The organism is Pseudomonas danubii (assembly GCF_042980055.1).
Classification (GTDB): Bacteria; Pseudomonadota; Gammaproteobacteria; order Pseudomonadales; family Pseudomonadaceae; genus Aquipseudomonas; species Aquipseudomonas danubii.
Genome location: NZ_CP116502.1, coordinates 5,641,763 through 5,660,779 on the forward strand (window position 1 = coordinate 5,641,763; position 19,017 = coordinate 5,660,779).

Here is a 19,017-nt window from a genome sequence, read left to right on the forward strand (position 1 = left end):
TTCAGGATCGCACTCAGCCTATTCTGAAACCGCAGTAGCGCTCAGGAAAAAACGGTGTTTTTTCTTGGTTTTTAAGGGTTTTCGACTGACCACTGAAGAACAATCGACAGTTCTTCAGCCATACTCATAAAATGTAACGCTTTTCCGAAAAAGCCCGTTGCCAAACGGCATATCCATTATTATCGAGTCCGCCCGCGTGAAAATTCGTCTCTCCATCCTCAGCTTATTGTTTGCTGTGTCCGGCACCTTGATCGCGCACAGCGTCGACGCCAGCGAAACCACCGCGGCGCCAAGAGACACTTCACAATTGCATATTGCATCCGGCAGCGCCCTGCTGCTGGACCTGCAAACCAACAAAGTCATCTATTCCAGCAATCCGGACGTTGTGGTGCCCATCGCTTCGGTGACCAAACTGATGACCGCCATGGTGGTTCTGGACGCCAAGCTGCCGCTGGACGAACACATCTCCATGAACATCAGCGACACCCCAGAAATGAAGGGCGTGTTCTCCCGGGTCAAGCTCAAAAGCGAACTAAGCCGTCGAGACACCCTGCTGATTGCCCTGATGTCCTCGGAAAACCGCGCCGCGGCCAGCCTGGCCCATTATTACCCGGGAGGCTATCCGGCCTTCATCGCCGCCATGAACGCCAAGGCCAAGTCACTGGGAATGACCCACACCCGCTATGTGGAACCCACCGGTCTGTCGATCCATAACGTTTCCACGGCTCGCGACCTGAGCAAATTGTTGGTGGCTGCCCGCAAGTACCCTCTACTGAGCGAGCTGAGTACCACCAAGGAAAAGACCGTGGCATTCCGCAAGCCCAACTACACCCTGGGCTTTCGCAACACCAACCATCTGGTCAACAAGGAGAAATGGGACATCAAGATCACCAAGACCGGCTTCACCAATCAGGCCGGTCACTGCCTGGTGCTGGTCACCAGCATGGGCAATCGCCCGGTAGCCCTGGTGATTCTCGATGCCTTCGGCAAGTACACCCACTTTGCCGACGCCAGCCGCATCCGCAACTGGGTAGAAACCGGCAAGAGCGGCTCGGTACCGGACGTTGCCTTGCGCTACAAGGCCGATAAGAACCTCAAGAACCGCCAGACTGCAGCCCCTCAAGCCTCGCACTGATACTCAAGCACAACAACGGCGCCCAATGGCGCCGTTGTTGTCTGCAGGCTTCAGTGGCTGTCGAGCGCTTTAGCAGCCCTGGCCGCCGCCTGTTCCTGACCGGCCTGCCCCAGGTCATTGGCGGCTTTCAACCAGCGCTGGCGATCGACCTTGGCTGGCAACTGGTTGGGCGCCTGAATCAATACCGCAAAGCTCCCGGCGCTCTTCCAGGACGACTCGAACTCACGAAAGCTCATCAGTTGCCGACGGCTTTTCGCTCCGCGCAGCAACACGGTTTGCTTGTCCCGGTTGTAGCCGGCCAACACCGCATAACGCGGCTCAGCCCAGAACGTCGAACCTTCGGTAAAGCGCACCAGTACCGGATAACCCGCCGCGACCTGGGTCAGCAGGGACGCTAGATGGTCATCCAGGGGATAGACCACCATGCCGTACTCACGCGCCAGGCTTAGCATGTTCTGCTGCAATTGCGCCTCGGCGCCAGGCAGGTGCAAGGGTTTGTCCAGCAACCCCGGAGTAATCACGATGCCCTGTTGCGACAACATACCGGCCAAGGCTGCGGGGCCACTTTGGTACATCTCTCCACGGAAAAACGGCACGCTGTTGAGCTCTACCCGCTCCGGCAGGCGCTGGATCTCGGGTTGCACGCTGCCGGCACAACCGACCAGGCTCAAGACACAGGCGCTGACCAGCAACGCCGCTCGAAATCGAGGAAATACCCGCACCATCATCGCTCTCTATATTCAAACGCCGGACGACCCGGTCCCGGCTGGGGCCTTGATCATAGGGTGCTCACGGGCGAGGGTATAGCGTTAGGCGGCAGTTAATTGAAAACCATAGAGCGAAGTGTTCGAAGACTCTCGACTATTGGTCAATAGCCTGAAACACAGAGACTACTAGACTAACCATTGGTAAGAGTGTGTGCCCTGGACAGGGCATCAAGGAGGCACTTATGAGCCTGACAACGACGATAGTGATGCTGATCCTGAGCTGGCTGGCCGTAGCCGCCGCAATGCTCTGGGGCGTGCTACGCATCACCCGCCGTCACCATCATCGGCCCCAGCAGTCCACCCCTGACATCAAGACTGGAAAAGCCGCCCGGCGCCCAGCCACTGCTCACTGATCAACATTCCCGCCCTGCCGAAAACAACACGGCCGCCTGACTCCAAGGAGTACAGACGGCCGTTCGTCATGGTTGCGAATCAGCCCTCGGCCTGCGCCGCCTGACGCTTCTGGCGGACCCGACGGGCCAGTATGTTCAGGCTTTCAATGGCAGCCGAGAACGCCATCGCCGCATACACATACCCTTTGGGTACATGGGCGCCGAAACCTTCGGCGATCAGGGTCATGCCGATCATGATCAGGAAGCCCAGGGCCAGCATCACCACGGTCGGGTTGTCATTGATGAACTTGGCCAACGGCTCGGCAGCCAGCAGCATCACCAGTACCGACGCCACCACGGCAATGATCATGATCGGCAAGTGCTCGGTCATGCCCACGGCAGTAATGATGCTGTCGATGGAAAACACCATGTCCAGCAACAGGATCTGGCCAATCGCAGCAGCAAAGCCGATCGCCACGCCCGATGCCTGGGTTTTGTCCGCCTCAGGCTCCGGAGTCATGCTGTGGTGAATCTCCGTGGTGGCTTTCCACACCAGGAACAGGCCACCGGCAATCAGGATCATGTCCTTCCAGGAGAAGCTCTGCCCCATGACGTCGATCACCGGCTCGGTGAGCTGGACGATGAAGGCGATGGTGCTGAGCAGCGCCAAACGCAGGAACAACGCCATGCCAATACCAATGCGCCGCGCCTTGGCCCGATGCTTTTCCGGCAACTTGTTGGTGAGGATGGAAATAAAGATCAGGTTATCGATGCCGAGCACGATTTCCATCACCACCAGGGTGGCCAGGGCGACCCAAGCAGTGGGGCTAGCAGCGAGTTGTAAGAGGTAATCCATGGGTCAATCCTGAATCGGTTGTATGAAAGATCAGATTTCCTGGGACGACTCCGGCTTCTTCGCCGCGTCTTCCTGTGGTTTTTCCTTGCCGGTCACACTTTGCGTGGCGTCACTCAACGCTTGCTCTGCGGCCTTGTGAGTATCGTCGATGGCTTGCTTGGCAGTCTCGGCCGCCTTGTCCAGCACCTGTTGCGCGCTTTTTTCCGCCTGATCGCAAGCTGCCAGGGTCAGCATAGACAGTGCCAGCAGCGACGCTGCACCCAGTTTTTTGAATGACATACCGTATTCCTCGATAGAACGGGCGTGGCCAAGTGGGGCCCCGTCGATAGCGGGGCATTCTAAGGAGAGTAATACTTCAGGAAAATTCGTATTTTTAGCAGTTATACTTCGATTTTCACGAACTGATAGTCGCCATGCTCAACTACCGACAACTGCATTATTTCTGGGTTGTAGCCAAGACCGGCAGCATCGTCCGCGCCTGCGAGCAGCTCAACCTGACTCCACAAACCATCAGCGGCCAGATCAGCCTGCTGGAGCAGACCTATGGCATCGAACTGTTTCACCGGGTCGGACGCCAACTGGAACTGAGCGAAGCCGGGCGCCAGGCCCTGCCCTACGCCGAACAGATGTTCCAGCTCGGTGGTGAACTGGAAGCCATGCTTCGGGCCAGACCCGACGAGCAACAGATCCAATTCCGCGTCGGCGTGGCAGACGTGGTGCCCAAGTCCATCGTCTATCGCCTGATCGCGCCCACCATGGAACTCAGCGACCCGATTCGCCTGACCTGCCGCGAAGACAAACTAGAGCGCCTGCTGGCAGACCTGGCCATCCAGCGCCTGGACCTGGTGATCTCCGACAGCCCCATGCCCTCGCATCTGGACATCAAGGGCTACAGCCAGAAACTCGGAGAATGTGGCGTCAGTTTCTTCGCCACCGAGGAACTGGCGCGATTGCACGGCGCGGACTTTCCCCGGGGCCTGCACGGCGCCCCGCTGCTGATCCCGGGCCAGGAAACCGTGGTCCGCAGTCGCCTACTGCGCTGGTTCGCCGAACAGCAATTGCAACCGCGCATCATCGGCGAATTCGATGACAGCGCTCTGATGCAGGCCTTCGGCCAGTCCGGCAGCGGAATCTTTATCGCCCCCAGCGTGATTGCCGATGAGGTCCGGCAACAGTACGGCGTGCATCTGATTGGCCAGACCGATGCCGTGACCGAATCGTTCTACGCCATTTCCGTGGAGCGCAAGGTCAAGCACCCCGGCATTGTCGCCATTACCGAAGGGGCCCGACGGGAACTGTTCACCTCCATCAACCACTGATCAGGAAGGACAGGCGTGCGGCGCCTTGAGCTTCATCAGCAGCAACGCCAGGGCAATGGACAGCACAATGAAGCAGGACGCTGCAAATCCCAGGCTACCCAGCCCCAAGGTGTCGATCACCCGACCGCCGACCATAGCCCCCAGGCCGATCCCCAGGTTGGCCCCGGCGATGTTCAGCGACGCAGCGAACGCCGGCGCTTGCGGCGCCGCCTTGATCAGCCGCACATGGCTGACCAGGAACAGGGCTGCCTGGGTCACGCCCCAGACACCCATGGCTGCCGCCAACCCCAGGGTCGAATGAATGCTCGGCACCAAGGCCAGCATGCCGCCGATCATCAACCCACAGAACACCATGGAAGCGATCAGCGGATGCCGGTCCACAGCCCGGCCGCCCAGGGAATTGCCGATCACCCCCACCGCGCCAAAGCCCATCAGGCACCAGCCCACCACGGTGCCGTTGAAGCCCGCCAGGCGCTCGAGAATATCCGCCAGGTAGGTATAGGCAGTGAACATGCCGCTGAACACCAGAATCGACAGCAGTACATGCCCCTGCATCAGCGGGCTGCGCAGGATGCGAAACTGCGAACGCAGGCTCGCCTGTTGGTTATGCGGCGTGGTTGTCGGCAGGTAGACCCACAGCAGCAAGGCCTTGCCGAAGGCCACCACAGCGAGGAGGCCAAAGGCGCTGCGCCAGCCAAAGGCATCGGCGATCAGGGTGCCCACGGGAATCCCGAACACCGTGGCACAGACAATGCCGAAGCCGATCTTGGCAATGGCGCGCCCGGCATAGTCCGGGCCGACGATATCCACTGCCGTTTCGCTGGCCAGGGCCCAGAACACCGGCAACCCCAGGGCCGGCACCAGTCGTGCCAGGGACATCACCCAGATATTCGGCGCGAGCGCCGCCAGGGTATTGGCCAGGCCAAACATCAACAGCACGCTGATAAACAGCTGCTTGCGCGGAAAACGCGCGAAGTAGGCGGTCAGGAAGGGCCCGAAAGCGGCGACGGTGAATGCGAACAGGGTCACCAGCAAGCCGGCCTGGGACACGCTGACCTGCAAGTCCCGGGCAATCGACGGCAACAGGCCGACGATGATGAATTCCGTGGTCAGCACGGTAAAACCCGCGGCCGACAACAGCAGGATGGGCAACAACATCAAGAACTCCAGAAACGGCGACAGCAGCGATAGCCCGAAGGGCCCGCTGACTGGATAGGAAAAGGGGGTGGCGAATGTTAACAGAGTGAGTACGGGTCAGGGCAACCGCCACGTCGCCGCTTTTCTTGCTGCGCCAAGTGGCAGATCGTCACATCGACGCGGGAAGCACTGGCTGCTGTGATAAAGTCCGCCCCCTGCCAAAAACAGGCCTGATCGCGCACTGCCACTCAAGTCGCCCGATCGCCAGTTGCAATTGACCACCGCAGCCATGGGTGCCGCTGCAGCCCGGGCCACTTTAGGCCCTGGGTACCCGGCATGCACTGCACATTAAAATAAACAGAGATACCGCTATGAGCGCTTCCCCCCCTTCCTTTCTGCAATCCCTCAAACGCCTCAGCCTGGTCACGCAGATCGTTATCGGCCTGATTGCCGGTATCGCCCTGGCCCTGCTGGCTCCAGAGGCCGCGAAGTCCACCACCTTTATCGGCAAGGTCTTCGTCTCGGCGCTCAAGGCCGTGGCGCCGATCCTGGTGTTCGTGCTGGTGATGGCCTCCATCGCCAACCACAAGCACGGCCAGGAAACCCATATCAGGCCGATCCTGGTGCTCTACCTGCTGGGCACCTTCGCTGCCGCCGTGGTAGCCGTGATCGCCAGCAGCCTGTTCCCTTCCGCCCTGGTGCTGTCGACCCAGGACGTCGCCATCACCGCTCCCGGCGGCATCAGCGAAGTGCTGCAAAGCCTGCTGCTGAGTGTGGTGGACAACCCGGTCAGCGCCCTGATGAACGCCAACTTCATCGGTATCCTGGCCTGGGCCATCGGCATGGGCGTGGCCATACGCCACGCCGGCCAGACCACCCGCACGGTGCTCGACGACCTGTCCAACGGGGTCACCGTCATCGTGCGTGTGGTGATCCGCTTCGCACCCCTGGGGATTTTCGGCCTGGTGGCCTCGACCCTGGCCACTTCAGGCTTCGATGCGCTGCTGGGCTACCTGCACCTGCTGGCGGTACTGATCGGCTGCATGCTGTTCGTGGCCCTGGTGATGAACCCGCTGATCGTGTTCTGGAAGATCCGCCGCAACCCCTTCCCACTGGTACTGACCTGCCTGCGCGAGAGCGGCATCACCGCGTTCTTCACCCGCAGTTCGGCGGCCAACATTCCAGTCAACCTGGAGCTGAGCAAGCGCCTGGGCCTGCATGAAGACACCTATTCGGTGTCCATCCCCCTGGGCGCCACCATCAACATGGCCGGCGCGGCGATCACCATCACCGTGCTGACCCTGGCCGCCGTGCACACCCTGGGCATCGCCGTCGACCTGCCGACCGCCGTGCTCCTCAGTGTGGTGGCGGCGATCTGCGCTTGCGGCGCTTCCGGTGTCGCCGGTGGCTCGCTGCTGCTGATTCCACTGGCCTGCAGCCTGTTCGGCATCCCCAGCGAAATCGCCATGCAGGTGGTGGCCGTGGGCTTCATCATCGGCGTGCTGCAGGACTCGGCGGAAACTGCGCTGAACTCCTCCACCGACGTGCTCTTCACCGCCGCCGCGTGCATGGCCCAGGAAGACAAGGCGCAAGCCTCAGCCTGATTCACGGCCACTAAAAAGCCCGGCCAGGGTCAACCTGGCCGGGCTTTTTTATGCGCGCTGAAAGGCTCGTGCCGCTCTTCAGCAGGACGCCTTAGAACGCGCCCATGTAGTCGCGCTTGCCCACTTCCACACCGTTGTGACGCAGGATCGCGTAGGTGGTGGTGACGTGGAAGAAGAACTGCGGCAGGCCGTAGGTCAGCAGGTAGGACTGGCCACTGAAGCGCTTCTCTTTCGGAGTGCCCGGACGGGTGACGATCTCGATGCCTTCCTTGCCATCGATCTGCGAAGGCTGGATGCCTTCGATAAAGGCCAGGACCTTGGCGATCAGCGCCTGCAGGTCGGCGAAGGTGACTTCAGTGTCGTCGTACTTGGGCAGCTCGACCTCGGCCAGGCGAGCCGATACGCCCTTGGCGAAGTCCACGGCGATCTGCACCTGACGCACCAGCGGGAACATGTCCGGATACAGGCGCGCCTGGAGCAGGGCATTGGGTTCGATATTCTTCGCCGTGGCGTGAGCTTCGGCCTTGTGCAGTACATCGCTCAAGGCGTTGAGCATTTGCTTGAAGACAGGAACGGAAGCGGCGTACAGGGAAATAGTCATGACAGTCTCGACATGGATGGCGGAAATACAACGAGCAGCGATTATAGCCACAGCGGCCGACCCCGGGGCCTTTATCCCGGCGGCCCTTGGCGATAGGCGCTGGGCGCGACGCCAAACCAGCGCTTGAAGCTCTGGGAAAAACTCGACAGGTCGCTGAAGCCCAGCCGCTCGGCGATCTGCGTCAGGCTCAAGGCCGGGTTGCCCAATAGCTCCAAGGCCCGGGCGCTGCGGTGCTGGCTCTGTAATTGCCGGTACGACGTGCCCTCCTCCTGCAAACGACGCTTGAGGGTGCGCACGCTGGTCCGACTCAACCGCGCCATGCTCGGCAGGTCCGGTACGCTGCCGGAGGGGGCGGCCTCAAGATACTGGCGCACCAGGGCCGTAGCCCCCTGAGGCGCTGAACGACGCTCCAGCAACTGTGCACACATCTGCTCGCACATCGACACCGTCAGTGGATTGGCCTGGGGCAAGGCCCGGGTCAGGAAGCGCCGGTCGAAGGCCAGGCCATGCTGCTCGGCCCGATAGGCGGGACTCAGGCCCAGGATCTGCTCCACCTCCCCCGTGCTGCGCGCCACAGGACGGCCATTGCACCGGGTAAACCGCGTCAGGCGAAAGTCCGGGCCCACAATCTCCTTCATCAATACCGCCGCAGCGGCCATGTCCCGCTGCAGCAGAAACTCCTGTACCGCCGGGTCCGCCACCGCAGGCTCAGCAAACGTCAGCACGCCCAGCTCCTGCTCCAATCGATAGCCGATCGTGGCAAAGGCATAAGTCAGGGGTAAAAAGCGCAAGGCCAGGTTCAAGGCATCCGCCGCGGTCGTACTGCTGATCAGGCCATAGCCAAACAGGCCGTAGCTGGAGAAGTGATAGCGCGCGCCCACGACGTAACCCAAGCCCCGGGGATTGCCCAGCAAACCCAGCAGATTGCTCACCAGTTGCAGTTCCTGAGCCGCCGTCAACAGGCTGTTGGGGTCCTGCAACTGCTCCAGGGACAACCCAGAACCGGCCAGCAAACTCGCCACTGGCAAGCCCTTTTCGCGGCCGAAGCTCACCAGCAGCAAGGCGCTGGAAGGTCCTCGGGTGTAGGTCTGGATACTCATGGGCCGGACTCATGAACCGCTGATTTGGCCCAAATACTAAAGCACTTGTCCCGTTACAGCATGGGGCCTGCACTTTATTCCCTGCATGCTTCACTGATCGGGGCTGCACCACAGAAACAAGGACGTGGCCTCGGGAGGATCAACCCAGTGCCGCACAACAATAACAACGAGGTCGTCATGCCCCAATCAACACCTGCCTGCCCCCCACCCTCCAGCCCAACCGCGCCCCTTGAGGCCCTGATCATCGGCAGCGGCTTCGGCGGCCTGGGCATGGCCATCGCCCTGCGCAAGGCCGGGGTCGATCAGTTCATCCTTCTTGAGAAAGGCCAGGACGTTGGTGGCGTCTGGCGCGACAACACCTACCCCGGCGCCGCCTGCGACGTGCCTTCGCACCTGTACTCGTTTTCCTTCGAGCCCAACCCGAACTGGTCCCGGGTGTTCGCCCCCCAGGCAGAGATCCACGGTTACCTGCAGCATTGCGCCCAGCGCTACGACCTGCTGCGCCACATCCACTTTGGCAGCGAAGTGCGCCACGCCCGGTTCGATGAAGCCAGCAGTTGCTGGCAGGTCATCTGCCGCGATGGCCAGGCGCACTTCAGCCGCCTGCTGATCAGCGCCACTGGCCAACTGAGCCGCCCCGCCCTGCCCAATCTGCCGGGCCTGGACAGTTTCCAGGGGCATGTATTCCATTCCGCAGCCTGGGACCATCACTACCCTCTGGCCAACAAGCGGGTAGCGGTGATCGGCACCGGCGCCTCGGCCATCCAGTTCGTTCCGCAGATCGCCGATCAGGTGGCCGCGCTCAAGGTCTTCCAGCGCTCCCCGGCCTACATCATGCCCAAGGCCGACCGCGCCTACCGCCCGGAGGAAAAACAGCGATTCGCCCGCCATCCGCTATGGGCCAAACTGGTGCGCGCCGCCCACTACCTGCATTTCGAATCCCGGGCCCTGGGCTTTACCCGCCTCAAGAGCCTGACCCAATGGGTGGTCGGTATTCCTTTTCACAAGCTGCTGAATGCCTCGGTGCCCAACCCCGAACTGCGCCAGCGCATGACCCCGAACTATCCCATCGGCTGCAAACGCATCCTGCTGTCCAACGACTACCTGAAAACCTTCGCCAGCCCCCATGTCGAGCTGTTGACCCAGGGCATCGAGCGCATTACCGAGCACGGCATCACAACCCTCGACGGCCAGCAGCACCCGGTGGACGCCATCATCTATGGCACCGGCTTCGCCGCCACCGAATTCCTTTCGCCGATGCGCATCAGCGGCCGCGGCGGGGTCGACCTGAACCAGGCCTGGCAACATGGCGCGGCAGCCTACCTGGGGCTCAGCGTGCCCGGCTTCCCCAACTTCTTCATGCTCTACGGGCCCAACACCAACCTGGGCCACAACTCCATCATCCACATGCTGGAAAGCCAGATATCCCACGTGATCAAGGCCCGCCGGGCGCTGCTCAAAAGCGCGGCGAAAACGCTGGAGGTGGACGAGTCGCCCTACCAGCGTTTTCAGTGGCGCATCCAGCGCCGCCTGGCCACCTCGGTGTGGAGCGGCTGCCAGAGCTGGTATGTCGACGCACAGGGGCACAACAGCACCAACTGGCCCGGTTTCACCTGGAGCTACAGATGGCTGACCCGCTATGGCGGACTGTCCGCCTACCGATTTGCCAGCCCCCTGGACGCGCCGTTTTCGCCCAGCGATGGACAGCGAGTGGCCCCACCCGGGGATTGGCTGGAACGGTGCAACGCGGCTTTCTTGCGGCTTTTCCTGAGAGCCAGTTTCAGGACCCTGATCGGCCCGCCGCGGCAGCTGGTGAGCCAGCGCAAGCTCGTCAACGCTCTCTCCTGGCTGATGCCCGGTGGCCTGGGCGTAACCCGCAAGCGCACGAGCCTGGGTCAGTTGGCGGTGCAGTGCGTCGAGCCCAAGGCCCGGACCTCGAACGCAGTCATCCTCTACCTGCACGGCGGCGCCTTCTGCCTGGGCAACCCGGACACCCACTACAGCGTCACCAGCCGCCTGGCCAGGGAGACTGGCTGCCGCGTCTGGGCGCCCGACTACCGACTGGCACCGGAGCATCCCTACCCGGCCGCGCTGGACGACTGCCTGGCCTGTTATGACGCCATCCGTGCCCAGGGCTGCCCGGCGCAACAGCTGCTGATTGCCGGTGACTCTGCCGGGGGCGCCCTGGCGCTGGCACTGGCGCTGACCTTGAAGCAACGCGGCGAGCCGTTCGCGGCCGGGCTGATACTGCTCTCGCCGGTTACCGATCCCGACCTGGGCGCAGACCGCCTTCAATCCCGAACCGCGGTCGACCCGATGATCCGCCGCGACTGGCTGGAACAGGCCCTCACGGCCTACGCCGTCCCTGCGCAGACGCTTTCACATCGCCCCCTGGAAGCAGACCTGCGCGGCCTGCCGCCGATGCTGATCCAGGTCGGCGACCAGGAACTGCTGCTGTCCGACTCCCTCCGCCTAGCCGAACGGGCACGGGCGTCCGGCGTACCCTGCCAGCTGGAAATTCACGACGGGCGCTGGCATGTCTTCCAGTTGCAGGCCTTCTATCTGCGCTCTGCCAGGAACGCCCTGCGCAGCATCGCCCGGTTTGCCCAGCGGTGCCTGGAACCCGTCGCCAGTCCCCCAACGCCGTCCACGCCGCGGGCCGCAGCCGAACCGGCACAAGCTGCGCAATCCAGCTGAAACCTGCCGCCGCGCCGACTGCGCGGCGGCCTTGCCCTGCTTGAAAGTCGCAACCCGATCCCCCTCCCCACCAAGTTCTGATGGTCAGAACCGGCTTGTGAAGGTAAAACAGAGCCCCTCGAAGAAGGCCGACTCGGCCACGGAAAACTCAAGACCGCCCTAGCGCGCCCTGCACCGGGTTTTCCACGACCTCATCCATCAGTGACCAAGGGACCAGCACTTATGAGCAACGAGCACGACACCCCCAACGAAGCACTGCGCCTGAGCAGTACCGACATCCGCGTTCTGGGTTCGTTGATCGAAAAGCAGGCCACCAGCCCGGAAACCTATCCCCTGACCCTCAATGCCCTGGTGATCGCCTGCAATCAGAAAACCAGCCGCGAACCGGTGATGAACCTGACCCAGGGCCAGGTCGGCCAGAGCCTGCGCGCCCTTGAGGCCCGGGGCTTCACTCGGTTGGTCATGGGCAGCCGCGCCGACCGCTGGGAACAGCGCCTGGACAAGGCCCTGGAACTGGTGCCGGCGCAGTTGATCCTGTGCGGCCTGATGTTTCTGCGCGGTCCGCAGACGGTCAACGAACTGCTGACTCGCAGCGGGCGCATGCACGATTTCGAAGACAGCGAGCAAGTCCTGCACCAGCTCGAACGCCTGATCGCCCGGGGCCTGGCCCTGCACATCCCGCGTCAGGCCGGCCAGCGCGAGGACCGCTACACCCACGCCCTGGGTGACCCGGCGGATATCGAAGCGATCCTCGCCGCCCGGGGCAACCCGGTGGAGCGCAGCGCCGGCGGCGCGGTTTCAGTGGAACGCATCGAAGAACTGGAAGCGCGGATCGCCGCCCTGGAAGAACGTCTGGCCCAGCTCGAAGGCTGAGCTGACGCGTCCCCATGGGCCGCTGACGAAATTGCCGGCTCAAGCCCGAGCGAAGGCCACCGCCTTGTGGAACTGCTCCTCGCTCGGGCGCACGCCGGTATACAGCACAAACTGCTCCAGCGCCTGAATCGCAATCACCTCCAGCCCGGTGATGACCTGCTTGCCTTCGGCCCTGGCCCGCAGGATCAACGGTGTCTCCGACGGCACGGCCACCACATCGAACACCCGGTCCGCCGCAGCAATCGCCTCGGCCTCGAACGCCAGCTGCTGCGCTTGCGGGCCACCGCTCATGCCGATCGGGGTCACGTTGATCAGCATCTGCGGCCGCAGGCTGCCCAACTCCGCCTGCCACTCATATCCCAAGGCACTGGCCAGGGCGCGCCCGGTGACTTCATTGCGCGCGACGATCACGCCCTGGGCATAACCGCCATCACGCAAGGCACTGGCCACCGCCTTGGCCATGCCGCCGCTGCCGCGCAGGGCGAAAGTCGATTCCCGTGGCACGTCGTGCTCGGCCAGCAACTGAGCCACGGCAATGTAATCGGTGTTGTAGGCCTTCAGATGGCCATCGGTGTTGACGATGGTGTTGATCGAAGCGATGGCCCTGGCCGAGGCATCCAGCTCATCCACCAGGGCGATGCAGTCCTCCTTGAACGGCATGGACACGCCGCAGCCGCGAATCCCCAACGCACGTATCCCCCGCACCGCACCAGGCAGATCCTGACTGCTGAAGGCCTTGTAGTAGAAATTGAGCCCCAACTGCTCATACAGATGATTGTGAAAACGCAGGCCGAAGTTCCCCGGACGCCCGGACAGCGACATGCACAACAGGGTGTCTTTGTTGGGGTTCATTTGCATATTCATCTCCTCGCTGGGCACTTTCGGATAGACGGGCTTGGTCAGCCAAGCCCCTTGTGCCTGATCATATCGGCGCTGGTTTGCAGGCCCCTGCAGCGCCCAGGGATGACGGTAAAGAGGCCGGTACAGACCTTACACAATATTTACTCAGCGGCTGTGCAGATTTTCCAGAAACCGCTGTCTTAGCAGTATCCCCGCGTCAGTTCTTGAGTCTGGTGCAGACCATAAACGCAGGGGTTGAACCGAGGACCAATCATGATTTCCAAAATCCCCAAGATTGCCCTGCTCATAGGTGCACTGGCTGTCGCCGGCCAGGCATCGGCCCACGGTGGTGGCTGGGCCGGCCCCGCGGCACTGGGCGCAGTTGTCGGTGCAGCCGTTGTGGGCTCGGTGATCGCCAACCAGGATCGTCCGGTCTACGTGCAGCAGGCGCCGGTGTATGTGCAACCCCAGCCGGTGTATGCCGCGCCACCACCGCCGGTCTACTACCAGCCGGCACCGGTCTATGTCCAACAACCGGTCTACTACCGCCCGGCGCCGGTGTACTACGGCCCGCCACGGGGCTACTACGGCCACCCTCATTACTACTACGGCCCACGTCCCGGCCGCTGGTAACCGTCCACTGAAACAGCCACAGGCCCCGCCCTCGAAGCGGGGCCTGTTGCATTCTGCCATCACCCGGATGTCTGAATAATCCCGAACAATGTCGCGACTGGAACAGTATTTGCCTGCAAATCCGGGAATAGTGTGCTGATCCCACGACGGCCCTGAGCAACGCGGGACTGTCATGTTTGTGTCATTCAAGGACTGCAAGATCGACCCAGTCCGCTCGCCACAGGCCCATAACAACAAGGACGACCCCATGCCCACGCAAAACCCCCACCGCGTCGAAGGCCTCTGCACCTCCAGCCGGGTGTACGACGCCCTGACCGAACTCAAGCATCTGGAAGGCCATCGCTGCGCCAAGTTTCTCTCGCTGCTGGCCCAGAACCTGGTGCGCAAGGGCCTGCTCAATGAGCAGGAAGTGCTGCACATGCTCGATCAGGTGGTGGACTGAACCACCGCAACCGCTAGCACCGGCATCAATGTCCACTATCAGACTGGGTGATTTTTCGTAGCACTTGAGGCTTTGTAAGGTAACTCCTCGCCCATCGAGGAGGTTGTCATGCCCAAGGTTCAGATCATGTCCGTTATCGGCAGTGCCGTCCCCGCCTCGCTCAGGGAACTGGGCTTGCTGGCCTGCTGGTACCTGGTACGCGACGGCGAAGCCGTCAGCGGCCCGCTGACCTCCCTGCCCGCCGCCCAGGCCCTGTCCAGGCAACTCGATCTGCACAGGGTCCACTGCTAAGGCAACTGCACCCGAGGCCGGGTTTCGACGAACAGCGCCCAACTGGACATGAACAGCGCGGCGATCAAGGGCCCGATGACAAAGCCGTTGAGGCCGAAGATCGCCAGCCCGCCCAGGGTCGAGATCAGGATCAGGTAGTCCGGCATCTTGGTGTCCTTGCCCACCAGGATGGGCCGCAGCAGGTTGTCCACCAGGCCGATCACGAACACCCCGAACACCCCCAGCACTACCCCTTGCCAGATCGCTCCGCTGATCAGGAAGTACGCCGCCACCGGCCCCCAGACAATCCCCGCCCCCACCGCCGGCAGCAACGACAGAAACGCCATCAGCACCGCCCACAACAGGGCACTGGGAATATCCAGGAACCAGAAGATCATTCCCCCCAGGGCGCCCTGGGTCACCGCCACCAGCACATTGCCCTTGACCGTAGCCCTTACCACCCGATTGAACTTCAGTTGCAGCCGGCGTTTCTGGTACTCGGCCAGGGGCACGGCGGTGCGGATCTTGCGCGCCAGTTCGGCGCCATCACGCAAAAAGAAGAACAGCAGGTAGAGCATGATGAAGAAGCTCACCACGAACTCGAAGGTGCCCTGACCGAAGCTGAACGCCTGGGTCGCCAGATACTGACTGCCCTGCATCGCGCTCTTGACCGTTTTCTCCTGCAAGCCCTTGAGCTCGCCAAGGCCCAAGCGATCCAGCAAGTGCTGGAAGTAGGGTGGCAGGCTGTGCTTGAACTGGGCCAGGTAGCCGGCGATGTCCAACTGACCGCTTTCGATCTTCTTGTACAGCTCGGCCCCTTCCTGGACCAGCAACACACTGGTGATGATCACCGGCAAGATGGCGATCACCAGGCAGATCAGCAGGGTGCATAAGGCCGTGAGATTGCGCGGCCAGCCGAACTTCAATTGCAGGCGGCGCTGCAAGGGAGCAAAGACGATGCCCAGGATCACCGCCCAGAACAGTGCTCCGTAGAACGGCAGCAAAATCCAGATGAACGCCACCGTCACCAGGACCAGTAACAGCAGCAGGCTTTTGTTTTGCAGGTTGTTTTGATTCATGTCCGATCCAGATCAGTCAACGCCCCATCACGGCGTCCTGAGGTTAGTCCGCAGCCGTGATGCCGAGTGCGTTTTTTTCTGCATCAGACATAGATCCAGATCAATGAATGCCCGCCAGCACTAGCTTACCCTCGCGACCTTTTGCGACCGACAGCACCATGACGCTCCTTGCCAAGCCCGAACTCCTGGCCCCCGCCGGCACCCTGAAAAACATGCGCTACGCCTTCGCCTACGGCGCCGATGCGGTGTACGCCGGCCAACCGCGCTACAGCCTGCGGGTGCGCAACAACGAATTCGACCACGCCAACCTGGCCCTCGGTATCCGCGAGGCCCAGGCCCAGGGCAAGCGTTTCTACGTGGTGGTCAACATCGCCCCGCACAACGCCAAGCTCAAGACCTTTCTCAAGGACCTGGAGCCTGTCATCGAGATGGCCCCGGATGCGCTGATCATGTCCGACCCGGGGCTGATCATGCTGGTGCGCCGGCACTTCCCGGCCATGCCGATCCACCTCTCGGTGCAGGCCAACACGGTGAACTGGGCCAGCGTCGAATTCTGGCAACTGCAAGGGCTGACCCGGATCATCCTGTCCCGGGAACTGTCCCTGGAAGAAATCGAGGAAATCCGCCAGAAAGTGCCGGCCATGGAGCTGGAAGTCTTCGTCCACGGCGCCCTGTGCATGGCCTATTCCGGACGCTGCCTGCTCTCGGGCTACATGAACAAGCGCGACGCCAACCAGGGCACCTGCACCAATGCCTGCCGCTGGAAATACAAGGCCGAAGCAGCCACCGAGAACAACCTCGGGGACATCGTCCAGACCTTCCAGCCGGAGCCGACCCTGGGCCTGGGGGCACCCACCGACCAGGTGTTCCTGCTCCAGGAAGCCAATCGCCCGGACGAGCTGATGCCGGCCTTCGAGGACGAGCACGGCACCTACATCATGAATGCCAAGGACCTGCGGGCAGTGCAGCACGTGGAGCGCCTGACCCGCATGGGCGTGCACTCGCTGAAGATCGAGGGCCGGACCAAATCCCACTTCTACTGCGCGCGCACCACCCAGGTGTACCGCCGGGCCATCGACGACGCGGCGGCCGGGCGCGAGTTCGACCGCAGCCTGATGAACGATCTGGAGTCCCTGGCCCAGCGCGGCTACACCGAAGGCTTCCTGCGGCGCCATGTACATGACGAGTACCAGAACTACCAGAACGGCAGCTCGGTGTCGGAACGCCAGCAGTTCGTCGGCGAACTCACCGGCGAACGCCGTGACCGTCTGGCAGAAGTGAAGGTGAAGAACCGTTTCGCCCTGGGCGATCACATGGAACTGATGACCCCCAAGGGCAACTTCCATTTCGATCTGCACGAACTGCAGAACGCCAAGGGCGAAACCATCGAAGTCGCCCCGGGGGATGGCCATACCGTGTACCTGCCGATCCCCGATCAGGTGGACCTGCGCTTTGGCCTGTTGATGCGCGACATCAGCGCCTGAAGCGCAGCGCTCTTGCCAGCCGCCCCAGGCGGCTGGCTGAGCACAACATCAGATCCGGAACTGCCCCACCAACCGACCCAGGCGCTGCCCCAGGTCCGCCAGACTGCGTGACGTCTGGGCGCCACGCTGGGTTTCATCGGCCACGCTATCCACCGCCACAGCGATCTGATGCACGCTGCGGTTGATCTCCTCGGCCACTGCGGTCTGCTCTTCGGCGGCACTGGCAATCTGCGCGTTCATCGAATTGATGGTGCCAATCAGCTGGGCCATGGTGTCCAGCGAAGCCCCGGCTTCGTTGGCTTTCACCGAGGTGCCATCGCCGGCGTCGCTGGAGCGGCGCATGGCGTCCACCGCCACCCGGGTGCCCTGCTGCAGGCGATCGATCATGCCCTGGATTTCCTGGGTGCTTTGCTGGGTACGGCTGGCCAGGGCCCGCACTTCGTCGGCGACCACGGCAAAACCGCGCCCGGCCTCCCCGGCCCGGGCCGCTTCGATCGCGGCGTTCAAGGCCAGCAGGTTGGTCTGCTCGGCGATGGAGCGGATCACATCCAACACGCTGACGATCGACGCCACGTCCTGCTGCAAGCTGTCCAGGGAGGTGCCGCTGTTGCGAATATCGCTGACCAGGGCATGGATCTGCTGGATGCTGCCATCCACCACGCGCTTGGCCGCCTGGCCTTCCTCATCGGTCTGTTGCGCCGCCACCGCCGCCCCCTGGGCACTGCGCGCCACTTCCTGGGCAGCCGAAGACATTTCATTGATCGCCGTGGCCACCTGATCGGTCTCGTGACGCTGACGCTCCATGGCCTGTTCCGAACGCTGGGCCTGATCCGAAACCTGGGTCACCAGCTCGGTGAGCTGCCCGGTCATCTCGGTGATCTGGCGCACCAGACCGTGGATCTTGTCGACAAAACGGTTGAACGAACCGGCCAGTTCTCCCAGTTCATCCTGGCTGGTGATCGCCAGACGCCGGGTCAGGTCGCCTTCGCCGGCGGCGATGTCATCCAGGTTGGCTTTCATCAGGTTCAGCGGCCGCAGCATGGTGTTGGCCACCAGCAGGCCCAGGGCCGCAATCACCAGCAGCACCACCGCGGCGATCCCGAGGATGCTCAGGACCATGCCTTCCATGCGTTGGTTGACGCTGTCCTGGACCGCCGCCACCTGGGCGTCGATGCCGTCGAGATTGACCGAGGTGCCCAGCACCATGTCCCACTTGGGCAGGTACTCGGTGTAACCCAGCTTGGGCACCAGCACGTCGCTGCCCGGCTGGGTCGAGCTGTATTGCACGTAATGGCTGCCGTCCTTGCCCACGCGCACCAGCTCGCGGTTGACGTAAACGCCGTTGGGGTCGCGATTGTCCTTGAAGCTCTTGCCCACGCCGTCCGGGCTGTTGCCCTTGAACAGACGCACGGTTTCGGAGTCGTAGCCGAAGAAGTAGCCGTCCTTGCCGTAAGTGATGTTGGACAGCAGCTTGACCACCTCGGCCCGGGCCGCCTGATCCCCGGGCGCCGCCGCGTCATACAGGGGCTTGATCGTGTTCAGGGCGACTTCGACATAGCTCTGCAGCGTGGTCTTGGCCTCGCCCAGCAGACGACTACGGGTTTCCTCAACCTCTTTCTGGGCCTGCTGGCGCAACATAAACACCGTGCTCAGGCTGATCACCAGCGCGAACAGCAGTACCGGGAGTACCGCCAGGGACAGGACTTTGGCCTTCAGGCTCAAGCGCATAGTGGGCTCACTCTTGGTTTTTTATTGGCGTGATAACCGCGTTAACGGCACGCCAAAACAAAAGTTGAGCCTGAACCCGTAGGAGCCGGCTTGCCGGCGAAGAGGCCCTTGAGCCTTGCA

At 62.4% G+C, this 19,017-nt stretch carries 19 protein-coding genes and 1 pseudogene; 10 read left to right on the forward strand and 10 right to left on the reverse strand.

The features are described from left to right. Positions 1-196 precede the first annotated feature (196 nt). Positions 197-1,135, forward strand: a complete 939-nt coding sequence (gene pbpG, locus PFZ56_RS25360; RefSeq protein WP_102881833.1) for a D-alanyl-D-alanine endopeptidase — start codon at positions 197-199, stop codon at positions 1,133-1,135. A 50-nt stretch (positions 1,136-1,185) separates the two neighbouring features. Here the strand turns inward: pbpG and PFZ56_RS25365 are convergent, their stop codons facing one another. Further along, entirely contained in the window at positions 1,186-1,860 is a 675-nt protein-coding gene (locus tag PFZ56_RS25365) for a PA2778 family cysteine peptidase (protein WP_170003405.1), read from the reverse strand. Between the two features lie 224 nt (positions 1,861-2,084). Here PFZ56_RS25365 and PFZ56_RS25370 point away from each other — a divergent pair, with 224 nt between their 5' ends. Further along, entirely contained in the window at positions 2,085-2,255 is a 171-nt protein-coding gene (locus PFZ56_RS25370) for a hypothetical protein (protein WP_162884075.1), read from the forward strand. A gap of 79 nt (positions 2,256-2,334) precedes the next feature. Here the strand turns inward: PFZ56_RS25370 and PFZ56_RS25375 are convergent, their stop codons facing one another. Together PFZ56_RS25375 and PFZ56_RS25380 are read right to left on the reverse strand one after the other, a co-directional pair. Next, positions 2,335-3,090 (reverse strand): TerC family protein, encoded by a 756-nt coding sequence (locus tag PFZ56_RS25375; protein WP_102864647.1) that lies wholly within the window; start codon positions 3,088-3,090, stop codon positions 2,335-2,337. Positions 3,091-3,120: 30 nt separating this feature from the next. After that, positions 3,121-3,369 (reverse strand): hypothetical protein, encoded by a 249-nt coding sequence (locus tag PFZ56_RS25380; protein ID WP_102864646.1) that lies wholly within the window; start codon positions 3,367-3,369, stop codon positions 3,121-3,123. A gap of 134 nt (positions 3,370-3,503) precedes the next feature. On the opposite strand from PFZ56_RS25380, the gene nhaR reads away from it, so the two are divergent. Beyond that, on the forward strand, positions 3,504-4,409 hold the full coding sequence (nhaR, locus tag PFZ56_RS25385; RefSeq protein WP_102881837.1) for a transcriptional activator NhaR: 906 nt from the start codon (positions 3,504-3,506) through the stop codon (positions 4,407-4,409). Here nhaR and PFZ56_RS25390 read toward each other — a convergent pair whose 3' ends face one another. Then, positions 4,410-5,567, reverse strand: coding sequence for an MFS transporter (locus tag PFZ56_RS25390; protein WP_170003369.1), 1,158 nt, complete (start codon positions 5,565-5,567; stop codon positions 4,410-4,412). Positions 5,568-5,917: 350 nt separating this feature from the next. Here PFZ56_RS25390 and sstT point away from each other — a divergent pair, with 350 nt between their 5' ends. Further along, a complete protein-coding gene (gene sstT / locus PFZ56_RS25395) occupies positions 5,918-7,150 on the forward strand; it encodes a serine/threonine transporter SstT (RefSeq protein WP_102881839.1) in 1,233 nt (410 codons plus the stop codon). A gap of 91 nt (positions 7,151-7,241) precedes the next feature. Here sstT and PFZ56_RS25400 read toward each other — a convergent pair whose 3' ends face one another. Continuing rightward, entirely contained in the window at positions 7,242-7,751 is a 510-nt protein-coding gene (locus PFZ56_RS25400) for a DUF1993 family protein (protein WP_102864642.1), read from the reverse strand. A gap of 71 nt (positions 7,752-7,822) precedes the next feature. Beyond that, the gene (locus tag PFZ56_RS25405; RefSeq protein ID WP_170003367.1) at positions 7,823-8,851 is read right to left on the reverse strand and encodes an AraC family transcriptional regulator; all 1,029 of its coding nucleotides are present in this window, start codon (positions 8,849-8,851) and stop codon (positions 7,823-7,825) included. A gap of 177 nt (positions 8,852-9,028) precedes the next feature. On the opposite strand from PFZ56_RS25405, the gene PFZ56_RS25410 reads away from it, so the two are divergent. Both PFZ56_RS25410 and PFZ56_RS25415 read left to right on the forward strand, forming a co-directional pair. Continuing rightward, positions 9,029-11,548 carry an alpha/beta hydrolase fold domain-containing protein gene (locus PFZ56_RS25410; protein ID WP_170003365.1) on the forward strand — a complete coding sequence of 840 codons (2,520 nt, stop codon included), beginning with the start codon at positions 9,029-9,031 and terminating at the stop codon, positions 11,546-11,548. A 222-nt stretch (positions 11,549-11,770) separates the two neighbouring features. Further along, positions 11,771-12,421, forward strand: coding sequence for a YceH family protein (locus PFZ56_RS25415; protein ID WP_110596161.1), 651 nt, complete (start codon positions 11,771-11,773; stop codon positions 12,419-12,421). Between the two features lie 39 nt (positions 12,422-12,460). Here PFZ56_RS25415 and PFZ56_RS25420 read toward each other — a convergent pair whose 3' ends face one another. Continuing rightward, complete coding sequence (locus tag PFZ56_RS25420) at positions 12,461-13,279, reverse strand: shikimate 5-dehydrogenase (RefSeq protein ID WP_170003361.1); 819 nt, start codon at positions 13,277-13,279, stop codon at positions 12,461-12,463. A 255-nt stretch (positions 13,280-13,534) separates the two neighbouring features. Between PFZ56_RS25420 and PFZ56_RS25425 the strand changes: the two genes are divergently transcribed. The 3 genes from PFZ56_RS25425 to PFZ56_RS25435 all read left to right on the forward strand — a co-directional run bounded on the left by PFZ56_RS25425 (position 13,535) and on the right by PFZ56_RS25435 (position 14,627). After that, on the forward strand, positions 13,535-13,894 hold the full coding sequence (locus PFZ56_RS25425; RefSeq protein WP_102864638.1) for a hypothetical protein: 360 nt from the start codon (positions 13,535-13,537) through the stop codon (positions 13,892-13,894). A 247-nt stretch (positions 13,895-14,141) separates the two neighbouring features. Next, complete coding sequence (locus PFZ56_RS25430; protein WP_102864963.1) at positions 14,142-14,336, forward strand: hypothetical protein; 195 nt, start codon at positions 14,142-14,144, stop codon at positions 14,334-14,336. A gap of 108 nt (positions 14,337-14,444) precedes the next feature. Then, positions 14,445-14,627: a hypothetical protein gene (locus PFZ56_RS25435; RefSeq protein ID WP_110652864.1), complete on the forward strand. Its 183-nt coding sequence runs from the start codon at positions 14,445-14,447 to the stop codon at positions 14,625-14,627. Here the strand turns inward: PFZ56_RS25435 and PFZ56_RS25440 are convergent. After that, a complete protein-coding gene (locus tag PFZ56_RS25440) occupies positions 14,624-15,685 on the reverse strand; it encodes an AI-2E family transporter (RefSeq protein WP_102881844.1) in 1,062 nt (353 codons plus the stop codon). The two genes, PFZ56_RS25435 and PFZ56_RS25440, sit on opposite strands and share 4 nt — an antisense overlap. A 158-nt stretch (positions 15,686-15,843) precedes the next feature. Between PFZ56_RS25440 and yegQ the strand changes: the two genes are divergently transcribed. Next, a complete protein-coding gene (gene yegQ, locus PFZ56_RS25445) occupies positions 15,844-17,169 on the forward strand; it encodes a tRNA 5-hydroxyuridine modification protein YegQ (protein ID WP_102881845.1) in 1,326 nt (441 codons plus the stop codon). Positions 17,170-17,217: 48 nt separating this feature from the next. On the opposite strand, the gene PFZ56_RS25450 is transcribed toward yegQ, so the two are convergent. Further along, on the reverse strand, positions 17,218-18,039 hold the full coding sequence (locus tag PFZ56_RS25450; protein WP_372342511.1) for a methyl-accepting chemotaxis protein: 822 nt from the start codon (positions 18,037-18,039) through the stop codon (positions 17,218-17,220). An 84-nt stretch (positions 18,040-18,123) separates the two neighbouring features. Beyond that, a pseudogene (locus tag PFZ56_RS25455) lies at positions 18,124-18,897 on the reverse strand (cache domain-containing protein); the annotation flags it as partial. Positions 18,898-19,017 lie beyond the last annotated feature (120 nt).